The organism is Streptomyces sp. S465, assembly GCF_026898115.1.
Classification (GTDB): Bacteria; Actinomycetota; Actinomycetes; order Streptomycetales; family Streptomycetaceae; genus Streptomyces; species Streptomyces luomodiensis.
Genome location: NZ_CP114036.1, coordinates 4,020,874 through 4,032,756, shown reverse-complemented (window position 1 = coordinate 4,032,756; position 11,883 = coordinate 4,020,874). Strand labels below are relative to the sequence as shown.

Annotated in this window: 12 protein-coding genes; 5 read left to right on the top strand and 7 right to left on the bottom strand. The window is 71.8% G+C overall.

The window, feature by feature from the left end:
* Positions 1-104: 104 nt before the first annotated feature.
* The gene (locus N6H00_RS16980; RefSeq protein WP_030843724.1) at positions 105-542 is read right to left on the bottom strand and encodes a gamma-glutamylcyclotransferase; all 438 of its coding nucleotides are present in this window, start codon (positions 540-542) and stop codon (positions 105-107) included.
* A gap of 154 nt (positions 543-696) precedes the next feature.
* On the opposite strand from N6H00_RS16980, the gene N6H00_RS16975 reads away from it, so the two are divergent.
* Both N6H00_RS16975 and N6H00_RS16970 read left to right on the top strand, forming a co-directional pair.
* The gene (locus tag N6H00_RS16975; RefSeq protein ID WP_268972574.1) at positions 697-2,145 is read left to right on the top strand and encodes an NAD(P)H-quinone dehydrogenase; all 1,449 of its coding nucleotides are present in this window, start codon (positions 697-699) and stop codon (positions 2,143-2,145) included.
* Positions 2,146-2,282: 137 nt separating this feature from the next.
* Positions 2,283-3,266 (top strand): DeoR/GlpR family DNA-binding transcription regulator, encoded by a 984-nt coding sequence (locus N6H00_RS16970; protein ID WP_443073219.1) that lies wholly within the window; start codon positions 2,283-2,285, stop codon positions 3,264-3,266.
* 21 nt (positions 3,267-3,287) lie between these two features.
* Here the strand turns inward: N6H00_RS16970 and N6H00_RS16965 are convergent, their stop codons facing one another.
* On the bottom strand, positions 3,288-3,881 hold the full coding sequence (locus tag N6H00_RS16965) for a TetR/AcrR family transcriptional regulator (protein WP_268972573.1): 594 nt from the start codon (positions 3,879-3,881) through the stop codon (positions 3,288-3,290).
* A 147-nt stretch (positions 3,882-4,028) separates the two neighbouring features.
* Here N6H00_RS16965 and N6H00_RS16960 point away from each other — a divergent pair, with 147 nt between their 5' ends.
* The gene (locus tag N6H00_RS16960) at positions 4,029-5,207 is read left to right on the top strand and encodes an alpha/beta hydrolase (RefSeq protein WP_268972572.1); all 1,179 of its coding nucleotides are present in this window, start codon (positions 4,029-4,031) and stop codon (positions 5,205-5,207) included.
* Between the two features lie 131 nt (positions 5,208-5,338).
* On the opposite strand, the gene N6H00_RS16955 is transcribed toward N6H00_RS16960, so the two are convergent.
* Positions 5,339-7,087: an acetyl/propionyl/methylcrotonyl-CoA carboxylase subunit alpha gene (locus tag N6H00_RS16955; RefSeq protein WP_268972571.1), complete on the bottom strand. Its 1,749-nt coding sequence runs from the start codon at positions 7,085-7,087 to the stop codon at positions 5,339-5,341.
* A 343-nt stretch (positions 7,088-7,430) separates the two neighbouring features.
* Here N6H00_RS16955 and N6H00_RS16950 point away from each other — a divergent pair, with 343 nt between their 5' ends.
* Positions 7,431-7,892, top strand: a complete 462-nt coding sequence (locus N6H00_RS16950) for a hypothetical protein (RefSeq protein WP_268972570.1) — start codon at positions 7,431-7,433, stop codon at positions 7,890-7,892.
* A gap of 13 nt (positions 7,893-7,905) precedes the next feature.
* Here the strand turns inward: N6H00_RS16950 and N6H00_RS16945 are convergent, their stop codons facing one another.
* The 4 genes from N6H00_RS16945 to N6H00_RS16930 form a co-directional block, all read right to left on the bottom strand.
* Entirely contained in the window at positions 7,906-8,520 is a 615-nt protein-coding gene (locus N6H00_RS16945; RefSeq protein ID WP_268972569.1) for a Maf family protein, read from the bottom strand.
* Positions 8,521-8,720: 200 nt separating this feature from the next.
* A complete protein-coding gene (mmpB, locus tag N6H00_RS16940; RefSeq protein ID WP_268972568.1) occupies positions 8,721-8,852 on the bottom strand; it encodes a morphogenic membrane protein MmpB in 132 nt (43 codons plus the stop codon).
* A gap of 97 nt (positions 8,853-8,949) precedes the next feature.
* On the bottom strand, positions 8,950-9,156 hold the full coding sequence (locus N6H00_RS16935; RefSeq protein ID WP_268972567.1) for an acyl-CoA carboxylase epsilon subunit: 207 nt from the start codon (positions 9,154-9,156) through the stop codon (positions 8,950-8,952).
* A 15-nt stretch (positions 9,157-9,171) separates the two neighbouring features.
* Positions 9,172-10,767, bottom strand: a complete 1,596-nt coding sequence (locus N6H00_RS16930) for an acyl-CoA carboxylase subunit beta (protein ID WP_268972566.1) — start codon at positions 10,765-10,767, stop codon at positions 9,172-9,174.
* A 215-nt stretch (positions 10,768-10,982) separates the two neighbouring features.
* On the opposite strand from N6H00_RS16930, the gene N6H00_RS16925 reads away from it, so the two are divergent.
* On the top strand, positions 10,983-11,870 hold the full coding sequence (locus N6H00_RS16925; RefSeq protein ID WP_268972565.1) for a biotin--[acetyl-CoA-carboxylase] ligase: 888 nt from the start codon (positions 10,983-10,985) through the stop codon (positions 11,868-11,870).
* Positions 11,871-11,883: the final 13 nt, after the last annotated feature.

Sequence of the window (11,883 nt, the reverse complement as noted above, 5' to 3'; positions counted from 1 at the left end):
GTAGACGAACGGCGACGAGGTGTTCGGATCGTTGTATTCGGTGTTCCGGGTTCGCTGTTCCAGGGGTACTGGCCAGCCGTCTCAGCCGCTCCCGGGCCACCCCATCAGCAGGGCCGCTTGCGCAGTTCCATCACATAGTCGTGCGGCGCGCCCGCCGATTCCGCGGCGTCGGCGATCTCGCCGAGGTAGCGGGCCGAGGGGAGGCCGCCCTCGTAGCCGTTGAGGACGTAGAGCCAGGCGGGTTCGTCGCCGTCCAGGGTGTGGACGCGGATCCGCATCCGGCGGTAGATGTCGAGGCCGACGCCTTCCCAGCGGTCCATGGAGTCCTCGTCCATGGGCGCGATGTCGTAGAGGGCGACGAAGACCTGGGATCGCGGCGCCTCCACGATGGTGGCCAGGGCGCCCTCCCACCCCATCTGCTCACCGCCGAAGGTGAGGCGCCAGCCGTTGATCCAGCCCGTACCGCGCAGCGGTGAGTGCGGTGCGCGGCGGGACATCAGCCGCGCGTCGAGGTTGCCGGCGTACGCGGCGTAGAGCGACATGGGTGAGAGGGTACGGGAGAGGGGCGGAGGGCCCCTCGGGGTGGGAGCTTCAGGCGAGCTCGGGGCAACTTCGTACGTCGGGCGCGGTCCGAAACCTCCCGAAGTCGCCGCCCGGAACACCCCGGACTGAAGTCGGCCGCACCGGTGCGGGACAATGGAGCATGTGACTCGGATCGTGATCATTGGTGGCGGACCCGGCGGCTATGAGGCGGCGCTGGTCGCCGCGCAGCTCGGCGCGGAGGTGACCGTCGTCGACTGCGACGGTCTGGGCGGGGCGTCGGTGCTCACCGACTGTGTGCCGTCGAAGACGTTGATCGCCACCGCTGAGGTCATGACGACCTTCGACTCCTCCTATGAGGAGCTGGGGATCATCGTCGCCGACGATACCCCGCCGCTGGAGCAGGCGGCCCGGGTGGTCGGCGTGGACCTCGGGAAGGTCAACCGCCGGGTGAAGCGGCTCGCGCTCGCCCAGTCGCACGACATCACGGCCTCGGTCACCCGGGCCGGTGGCCGGGTGATGCGCGGCCGCGGGCGGCTGGAGCCGCAGCAGTCGCTGGACGGTTCGCGGCGGGTGATCGTGCGGGCCGCGGACGGTACCGAGCAGACGCTGGTGGCGGACGCGGTGCTGGTGTCGACCGGTGCCCATCCGAGGGAGATCCCGGACGCGCAGCCGGACGGTGAGCGGATCCTGAACTGGACGCAGGTGTACGACCTCGACGAGCTCCCCAAGGAGCTGATCGTGGTCGGTTCCGGTGTCACGGGCGCGGAGTTCGCGGGTGCCTACCAGGCGCTGGGGTCGAAGGTCACGCTGGTCTCCAGCCGGGACCGGGTGCTGCCGGGCGAGGACCCGGACGCGGCGGCGGTGCTGGAGGACGTCTTCCGGCGCCGGGGGATGAACGTGATGTCCCGGTCGCGGGCGCAGGCCGCCAAGCGGGTGGGGGACCGGGTGGAGGTCACGCTCTCGGACGGGCGGGTCATATCCGGTACCCACTGTCTGATGGCGGTCGGCTCGATCCCGAACACGGCGGGCATCGGCCTGGAGGAGGCCGGGGTCAAGCTCGCGGAGTCGGGGCACATCCTGACCGACAAGGTGTCCCGGACCAGCGCGCCGGGCGTCTACGCGGCCGGTGACTGCACCGGGGTGCTGGCGCTGGCGTCGGTGGCGGCGATGCAGGGCCGGATCGCGATGTACCACTTCCTGGGGGACGCGGTGGCCCCGCTGAACCTGAAGACGGTGTCCGCGAACGTCTTCACCGATCCCGAGATCGCCACGGTCGGGTACTCCCAGGCGGATGTGGACAGCGGGAAGATCGACGCCCGGGTGGTGAAGCTGCCGCTGCTGCGCAATCCGCGGGCGAAGATGCAGGGCATCCGGGACGGCTTCGTGAAGATCTTCTGCCGGCCGGGCACCGGCATCGTGGTCGGCGGTGTGGTGGTGGCCCCGCGGGCGAGCGAGCTGATCCACCCCATGTCGCTCGCGGTCGACAACAACCTGACGGTGGAGCAGATCGCCAACGCCTTCACGGTCTACCCCTCGCTGTCCGGTTCGATCGCCGAGGTGGCCCGGCAGTTGCACACCCGGAAGACTCAGGAAGAGTCGTAGACCCGGTCCTTATAGCACTTCGTGCCCTCACAGATGAACAACTTCTGCTAATTGGTGCAAGCTGCTGAAAACAGACGGTCGTTGGCGTTACTGTCAGTTTCGTGTTCGCTGCAGAACGTCGCCAATTGATCCTTGAAATGGTGCGCGCGAACGGAGCGGTGTCGCTCCGGGAGCTCGCCCGCGTCGTCCAGACCTCCGAAGTGACCGTACGGCGTGATGTGCGGGCGCTGGAGGCAGAAGGACTGCTCGACCGCCGGCACGGCGGTGCGGTGCTGCCGGGCGGATTCACCAGGGAGTCCGGCTTCCCGCAGAAATCCCATCTAGCGACCGCGGAGAAGACGGCCATCGCCGATCTCGCGGCCGGTTTCGTCGACGAGGGCGAGGCCGTCGTCGTCGGCGCCGGAACCACCACGCAGGAGCTGGCCCGCCGGCTCGCGCGGGTTCCGGGGCTGACCGTGGTCACCAATTCCCTGCTGGTCGCACAGGCGTTGGCGCATGCCAACCGGGTCGAGGTCGTGATGACCGGCGGCACCCTGCGCGGCTCCAACTACGCCCTGGTCGGCAGCGGCGCCGAGCAGTCCCTCCAGGGGCTGCGGGTCTCGCGCGCCTTCCTGTCCGGCAGCGGGCTGACCGCCGAGCGCGGCCTGTCCACCTCCAACATGCTCTCGGCCAGCGTCGACCGGGCGCTGGTCCAGGCGGCGGCGGAGGTGGTCGTGCTCGCCGACCATACGAAGCTGGGCACCGACACCATGTTCCAGACGGTGCCCACCGATGTGATCACGCGGCTGGTGACCGACGAGCCGCCCGCTCATGACGACCGTGCCCTGACCGAGCTCCAGGCCCTCGCGGACCAGGGGGTTCAGATCGCCGTGGCCGGGCCGGGCGCGGGGTCCGGCCCGGCCGGCGGGGGCGAGGGCGGCGGTGCGGCGGGGCGGCAGTCGGGGCGGCTCGGCCCGTCCCAGGGCCGGAACGGCGGCGAGGAGGGCCTGCCGCTGCCGGGGCCGCGCCGTAACCACCCCCATCCGCCGGGCGGCTCCGGCTCGGCCCAGCTGCGCAGCGCGGTGCCGCTGGCGGAGCAGCAGCCGGGGCGGGTGGCGGATCTGGCGCCGCGCCGTCGCTAGGCCGGACGGGACCCGGGCGTGTCAGCGGGCCTTGAGACCGGTGAAGGCCATCGCCAGCAGCCGGTCGGCCAACTCCGGGTCGTCCGGCGACTGCTCCACGGCCAGCGCGATCGCGTTGGTGAGCTGCATCAGATCGGCGATGACGACATCGGACCGTACGGCACCGCTCTGCTGGGCGCGGGCGAGCAGTTCGCTGCCCGCCTCGCGCAGCGGCAGACCGCAGCCGCGGGACAGCTCCGAGGTCTCGTCCGCCGAGCACGCCATCAGGGCCCTGGAGAGCCCGCGGTAGGTGCTGGCGTGGTCGACGATCGCGCGCAGCCAGTCGATCAGCGCCTGGCACGGCAGCGGCGCCTTGGCCAGCTCGCGGGACCGCTCCAGCAGGGCGCATATCTCGCCCTGGAAGACCGCGCCCATCAGCACGGTGCGGTTGGGGAAGTGGCGGTAGAGCGTGCCGATGCCGACGCCCGCGCGGCGTGCGATGTCCTCCAGCGAGGCATCGGTGCCGTGCTGGAGGAAGGCCGTGCGCGCCTCGGCCAGCAGCCGTTCGTAGTTGCGGCGCGCGTCGGCGCGCATGGGGCGCGGTGGCGTGTGCGCCGTGGCTGTCTCGATCGCCATCGCGGTCCTCCCTGCCGTGCCTGCCCGTGAGTCAAGCATGCCATTTCGTGCCCGCAGGCACGCCCTGGCCAGGCAATGCGGACACCGCGATCGCCCCCAAACGGGGCGTCGGCATCGTGCGTTGCGGTCCGCCGGAGTGGAAGAACGATGGGACTGACCAGTCGATCACTCGAATATGTGATGATCGCCCTCGCCGTGGGCTGTGCGGGACTGACGCTCTGGCTGTGGCCGCGCTTTGCGGGCCGGGGCGTACGGGCCTGGCTGGGCCGGCTGGCCTCCCTCGCCGTGACCCAGTGCGCCGGGGTGGCCGCCCTGGCCCTCGCGGTGAACACCACCTTCCAGTTCTACGGGTCCTGGGGCGAACTGCTGGGCGAGGACGACGCGCCACCGGCGGTCCTCGCCCCGGTGCGGGGCGGCGCCGCCGGGGCGGCCGGGGCGCCGGGCGGGCTGGTGCGCCCCGCCCCGCCGCAGGGGCTGGACACGGTGCACGGACTGCCGAGCGGACCCTCCGGCCGGACCGGCAAGGTCGAGTCGGTGCGCATCCTGGGCCGCCGCAGCCAGGTGGCCAACCCGGCGTACGTCTATCTGCCGCCGCAGTACTTCCAGCGCCAGTACGCCCGGCAGCGCTTCCCCGTGATCGTGGCGATCAGCGGCTACCCCGGCGGGTCCTTCCTGCTGGCCCAGCATCTGCGGCTGCCCCAGACCGCCGGCGGGCTGATCCGGGCCGGCGCGTTGCAGCCGGCGGTGATCGTGATGGTGCGGCCCACGGTCGCCCCGCCGCGCGACACCGAATGCGTGGACGTCCCCGGCGGGCCACAGGCCGAGACCTACTTCGCCCAGGACCTGCCCGAGGCGCTGCGGGGGCACTACCGGATCGGCCATGACCCCAGCGCCTGGGGCATCCTGGGCTACTCCTCGGGCGGCACCTGCGCGCTCCAGCTGACCCTGCGTCATCCGCGCGTCTACGGCGCGGCCGCGGCCCTCTCGCCCGACTACCGGGTGGTCAACGACCCCACCACCGGCGACCTGTTCGGCCCCGGGCCGGAGGGCGAGCGCAGACGGCGGGGGCACGATGTGCTGTGGCGGCTGCGCCATCTGCCCCAGCCACAGGTGTCGGTGCTGGTGGCCGCCAGCCGCCGGGGCGAGTCCGGGTACGGCCCCACCCGGGAGTTCCTGGCCGCGGTCCGGCCGCCGATGAGCGCGCAGTCGATCATTCTGGACCGGGGCGGCCACAACTTCCGCACCTGGCGCCGTGAGCTGCCCACGGCCCTGCGGTGGATGAACGGTCAGCTGACCTTCCCCCAGGACGTGGTGCGCGGCCGCTGACCCGGCCCGGCGGCCGGACGGCAACGGCGGGCCCCGGCCGGAAGCGTCCGGCCGGGGCCCGCCGTGCTGGTGCGGTGGGGCGGGGCGCTCCTCTGGAGGTCAGTCCTCGAAGCCCAGCCCTCGTCCCGGGCTCAGTCCTTGATCTCGCAGATGACCGCGCCCGAGGTGATGGACGCGCCGACCTCGGCGGTCAGGCCCTTGACGGTGCCCGCGCGGTGGGCGTTGAGGGGCTGTTCCATCTTCATGGCCTCCAGGACCACGATGAGGTCGCCCTCGGCCACGGTGTCGCCCTCGGCGACGGCGACCTTGACGATGGTGCCCTGCATCGGGGAGGCCAGGGCGTCGCCGGAGGCGGCGGAGCCGGACTTCTTGACCGCCTTGCGCTTGGGCTTCTTCGAGCCGCCCGCCGGGGCGGTGGCCACGCCCAGGGAGGCGGGCAGCGACACCTCCAGGCGTTTGCCGCCGACCTCGACCACGACGGTCTCGCGGGCGGTGGGCTCCTCGGCCTCGTCGGTCCCGGTCGGGGTGAACGGGGCGATCGTGTTGTGGAACTCGGTCTCGATCCAGCGGGTGTGGACCGTGAACGGCTCGCTGGTGAACGCCGGGTCCTTCACCACCGCCCGGTGGAACGGAATGGCCGTGGCCATGCCCTCGACCTGGAACTCCGCCAGCGCACGAGCCGCCCGCTGGAGCGCCTGCGCACGGGTGGCACCGGTGACGATCAGCTTGGCCAGCAGCGAGTCCCACGCCGGACCGATCACACTGCCCGACTCCACGCCCGCGTCCAGCCGCACACCCGGCCCGGCCGGCGGCACGAACGAGGTCACCGTCCCCGGAGCGGGCAGGAAGTTGCGGCCCGGGTCCTCACCGTTGATCCGGAACTCGAAGGAGTGGCCCCGCATCGGCGGGTCGTCGTAGCCGATGGCCTCACCGTCGGCGATGCGGAACATCTCCCGGACCAGGTCGATCCCGGTGACCTCCTCGGTGACCGGATGCTCCACCTGAAGCCGGGTGTTGACCTCCAGGAAGGAGATCGTGCCGTCGTTGCCGACCAGGAACTCCACCGTCCCGGCGCCGACGTACCCGGCTTCCTTGAGGATGGCCTTCGACGCCTGGCGCAGCTGGGCGTTCTGGTCCTCGGTCAGGAAGGGGGCCGGGGCCTCCTCGACGAGCTTTTGGTGGCGGCGCTGGAGGGAGCAGTCACGGGTGGAGACCACGACCACGTTGCCGTGGGTGTCGGCCAGGCACTGGGTCTCCACGTGGCGGGGCTTGTCCAGGTAGCGCTCGACGAAGCACTCGCCGCGGCCGAAGGCGGCGACGGCCTCGCGGACGGCGGAGTCGTAGAGTTCGGGGACTTCTTCCATGGTGCGGGCGACCTTCAGGCCGCGTCCGCCGCCGCCGAAGGCGGCCTTGATGGCGATGGGCAGGCCGTGCTGCTCGGCGAAGGCCACGACCTCGTCGGCGCCGCTGACCGGGTCGGGGGTGCCGGCGACCAGGGGCGCGCCGGCGCGCTGGGCGATGTGGCGGGCGGCGACCTTGTCGCCCAGGTCGCGGATGGCCTGGGGCGGGGGGCCGATCCAGGTCAGGCCGGCGTCGAGGACGGCCTGGGCGAAGTCGGCGTTCTCGGAGAGGAATCCATAGCCGGGGTGGACGGCGTCGGCGCCGGACTCGGCGGCCGCGGCCAGGACCTTGGCCTGGTCGAGATAGCTGGCCGCCGGGGTGTCACCGCCCAGCGCGTAGGCTTCGTCGGCCGCGCGCACATGCACAGCGTCCCGGTCCGGATCGGCGTAGACGGCAACGCTCGCGATCCCGGCATCCCGGCAGGCACGGGCAACACGGACAGCGATCTCGCCGCGATTGGCGATGAGCACCTTGCGCACGATGGCTCCCTCCTTGAAACAAGCCGAGTTTAGGTACAGGCGACACCTCGCGCCGAGAAGACTCCTGGCGTGAGCTTGACCACACGGAGCGTGAACCTCGCCTTGGGCGAGCGGCCGAATCCCCCGTCGCTCCACGGTACGCCCGGTTTTCGGGCCTGCGGCACGGTCCGCGATGTGGGCAAGGTCTCTGGCCCGCCGTGCTGCGGCGCTTCACGATTCTTTGTGGAAACCCTACGAACGAGGAACGGAAACTTTGCCGCGGTGTTCTGCTCGTCCACACCTCTTGTCGCGGCGCTTACCCGTTAGTAGCGTGCTTCGGCACCGACGGAGTGAGGGGGACGCGGTGGCGCGCAGACCAGTGGCCGCGGTGGCGGCTGTGACGCTGATGCTCGAAGCGGTCGGCATAGCGCTGCTGAATTGGATCCTCGGCCTGGTCGTGGACCGTCAGCAGATGTCCATGGGCGGCCTCGACACCGACGCGATGTCCATCGGCGCCTGGGTCGCGGGCGGCCTCTTCGGCCTCTATCTGCTGGTGTGCGGGGTGGTGCTGCTGCGCACCGCGGTGCGCGACCGGGCCCCCGGCCGGCTCGCCCGCATTCTGCTCATCACCTGTGCGGTGGTGCACGGGCTGTTGGGGGCGTTCGCGGTCGGCCTGGTGGGCTGGTTGGCGTTCGGGTGGCTGATGGTGGTGCTGGGGCTGATCGTGCTGACCCTGCTGGGGTACGAGCCGGAGCGGCCCGCCGAGCCCGCTGAGCCCGCCGCCGAGGCGGCGGGCGGCGGCCACGACGCCCCGAGCCCCGCGTGAGCGACGCTTCGGGTCAGTGGGCCTCGTCGCTCCAGAGGTCGGTGATCCGCACGTCCAGTTCGGCCAGCAGCCGGCGGAACAGCGGCAGGGACAGCCCGATCACGTTTCCGGCGTCGCCCTCGATGCCGTCGATGAACGGCGCTGAACGGCCGTCGAGCGTGAAGGCGCCCGCCACGTGCAGCGGTTCGCCGCTGGCGACGTACGCCGCGATCTCGTCGTCCGTCGGCTCACCGAAGTGGACGGTGGTGGACGCGGTGGCCGAGGTGCGGCGGCCGTCCGCCGTGTCGATCACGCAGTGCCCGGTGCGCAGCACCCCGGCCCGGCCGCGCATCGACTTCCAGCGGGCGGTGGCCTCCTCGGCGTCCGCCGGTTTGCCGAGCGCCTGACCGTCGAGCTCCAGCACCGAGTCGCAGCCGATGACGAGGGCTCCGGCCGCCTCGGGGAGCGCGGCCACGGCGGTGGCCTTGGCCTCGGCCAGCACCCGGGCCAGCTCGGCGGGCGTCTCGGCGCTGAGCGCGTCCTCGTCCACCCCGCTGACGATCACCTCCGGCGCCAGTCCGGCCTGCTTCAGCAGTCCGAGCCGGGCGGGTGAGGCGGAGGCGAGGATGAGAGTGCGCTGCGCAGTCATGCGCACCAGGGTAAGCCGGGCCCCCGCGCGCGTCTCAGGGCTCTGCCCCGAACCCGGTCGCCCCCGCAGGCGGGGGCAGGGGTTCGGCCGCGGCTTGGTCCCTCGTCCCGAGGGGCCCGCCCCGGCACCGGGTCCGGCTTCGAATCGGGGTTACGTCTCGGCGTTCGGCCCGGATGAAGGCCGGCTGCTCCGGCCCGGCCTCATCCCCACATGCTGAGCAGGCACATCGCGAGCATCACGGAGACGGTCAGGACGGTGCGGGCCCGGCGGAGCATGGCCTCGGCCCGCCGCAGTTCCTCGGGCGGCTCATCGGGCGGCTCGGACCACAGCATGCTTTCGATCCTGAGGCCAGTGGCGCCGGGGCGCCTGAGTACGGGTACTCAGGCGCCCCGGCGCGAAGCACTGGCGGTCGTGCGGTGGGTGGCCGGCTCAGGCGGGCCAGTAGGTGGTGCGCCATGCCATGGGGCCCGGGTGCGGCACCCGGTGGCTGGGGACGGTTCGGGCCGGATCGGACCACTCCTCCGGAGCGTCCTCGTTCTGCGCGGCGGCCGTGGCGGCCGCCGCGCGTGCTTGCACCACCGCCAGTGCGGCGGCCAACTCCTCGGGGGTCGGGTTGCCCCGGACAATCCGGATCATGGAAACAGCCCTTCGCTAGAGGGGGATGTTGCCGTGCTTCTTCGGGGGCAGCGCCTCGCGCTTGTTCCGCAGGGTCCGCAGGCCGCGGACGATGTGGCGGCGGGTCTCGGAGGGCATGATCACAGCATCCACATACCCCCGCTCGGCCGCGATATACGGATTCAGCAGGGTGTCCTCGTAGTCCGCGATCAGCTCGGCGCGGGTGGCCTCCGGGTCGTCGGCGGCGGCGATGGTGCGCCGGTGGAGGATGTTGACCGCGCCCTGGGCGCCCATGACCGCGATCTGCGCGGTCGGCCAGGCCAGGTTGAGGTCGGCGCCCAGGTGCTTGGAGCCCATCACGTCGTAGGCGCCGCCGAACGCCTTGCGGGTGATGACGGTGATCAGCGGGACGGTGGCCTCCGCGTAGGCGAAGATCAGCTTGGCGCCGCGCCGGATGATGCCGTTGTACTCCTGGTCGGTGCCGGGCAGGAAGCCGGGCACGTCCACGAAGGTCAGGACGGGCACGTTGAACGCGTCGCAGGTGCGCACGAAGCGGGCGGCCTTCTCGGAGGCGTCGATGTCCAGACAGCCGGCGAACTGGAGCGGCTGGTTGGCCACGATGCCCACCGGGCGGCCCTCGACCCGGCCGAAGCCGGTGAGGATGTTGGGCGCGAAGAGCGCCTGCGTCTCCAGGAACTCGTTGTCGTCCAGGACGTGCTCGATGGCCTTGTGCATGTCGTACGGCTGGTTCGCCGAGTCCGGGATGAGCGTGTCCATCTCCCGGTCCTCGTCCGAGACCTCCAGTTCGGCCTCGTCGGGGAAGGCCGGGGGCTCGGAGAGGTTGTTGGAGGGGAGGTAGGACAGCAGTGCCTTGACGTACTCGATGCCGTCCTTCTCGTCGCCGGCCATGTAGTGCGCGACACCGGAGGTGGTGTTGTGCGTCCGGGCGCCGCCCAGCGCCTCGAAGCCGACGTCCTCACCGGTGACGGTCTTGATCACGTCGGGTCCGGTGATGAACATGTGCGAGGTCTGGTCGACCATCACCGTGAAGTCGGTGATCGCCGGGGAGTAGACCGCACCGCCCGCGCACGGGCCCACGACCAGGCTGATCTGCGGAATCACCCCGGAGGCATGGGTGTTGCGGCGGAAGATCTCGCCGTACATGCCGAGGGAGACCACACCCTCCTGGATGCGGGCGCCACCGGAGTCGTTGATGCCGATGACCGGGCAGCCGGTCTTCAGCGCGAAGTCCATGACCTTGATGATCTTCTCGCCGAACACCTCCCCGAGCGCCCCGCCGAAGACCGTGAAGTCCTGGGAGAAGACGGCCACCGGGCGGCCGTCGACCGTGCCGTAGCCGGTGACGACCCCGTCTCCGTACGGGCGGTTCCGCTCGATGCCGAAGTTGGTCGAGCGGTGCCGGGCGAACTCGTCGAGCTCGGTGAAGGACCCCTCGTCCAGGAGGAGGTCGATGCGCTCGCGTGCGGTCAGCTTGCCCTTGGCGTGCTGCTTCTCCACCGCGCGCGCGGACCCGGCGTGGGTCGCTTCTTGGATGCGGCGCTCCAGGTCCGCGAGCTTCCCCGCGGTGGTGTGACGGTCTGGAATCTCGGGGGCGATCTCCGGCTCGGCCATCGGGATGCGGCTCCTGCTCGTCCTGGGGGTGGATACGGCGGACTTCTTCAGGTGGAGGGTGGAAAGGTAATCAGACGGGACCTATGGGAGTTATGGGGGCTTCGGGCCGCTTGGCGGCTGTTGCGCTGGCTGGGCTACCGGCACGTAGCGTATCTGCGGCACCGCTTGGTGGCACTGCGTCGTTGGCCACACCTCCTGACCCTAGGCTGGCCCCCATGACGCCTTCTGACACCTCGGGCAGCCCCGGTGACGCGCACAACCGCTGGTCCGACCTGGAGCGGCCACCGCTGAGCGCCGCCGCGCTGCGCCGGGGGCTGGTGCGTCCCGGCGGGCTGTGGACCGAGCTCGAGGTGGTGCGGTTGACCGGCTCGACCAATACGGATCTGGTCGCCCGGGCCAAGGCCGGGGCCCCCGAGGGCACGGTGCTCATCGCCGAGGAGCAGACCGCCGGGCGCGGCCGGCTCGACCGCGCCTGGACGGCCCCGGCCCGGTCCGGGCTCTTCTTCTCCATCCTGCTACGGCCCGGCGCGGCCGGTGTGCCCACGGAGCGCTGGGGCTGGCTGCCGCTGCTCGCCGGGGTCGCCGGCGCCGGGGCGCTCAGCCGGACGGCGGGCGTGGACACCGCGCTGAAGTGGCCGAACGACCTGCTGCTGACGGTCGGGGGCGAGGAGCGGAAGTTCGGCGGCATCCTCGCCGAGCGGGCCGGGGACGCGGTGGTCATCGGTATGGGGCTGAACATCTCGCTGCGCGCGGAGGAACTGCCCGTGCCCACCGCCGGGTCGCTGGCCCTGGCCGGTGCGGTCTCCACCGACCGCGATCCGCTGCTGCGGGCCGTGCTGCGCTCGATCGCGGAGTGGTACGGGGAGTGGTGCCGCTTCGAGGGCGACCCCGGGGCGTGCGGTCTCCAGGAGACGTACGCGGCGGGCTGCGCGACCCTCGGGCGTCAGGTGCGCGCCGAGCTTCCGGGCGGCCGGGAGCGGATCGGCGAGGCGGTCGCGATCGACGGCGACGGACGGCTGGTCCTGGCCACCGAGGGCGGGGTCCAGGAGCCGGTCTCCGCCGGTGACATCGTGCACCTACGCTCCGTACCGAGGGGGGATTGACCCCGGCGGTACA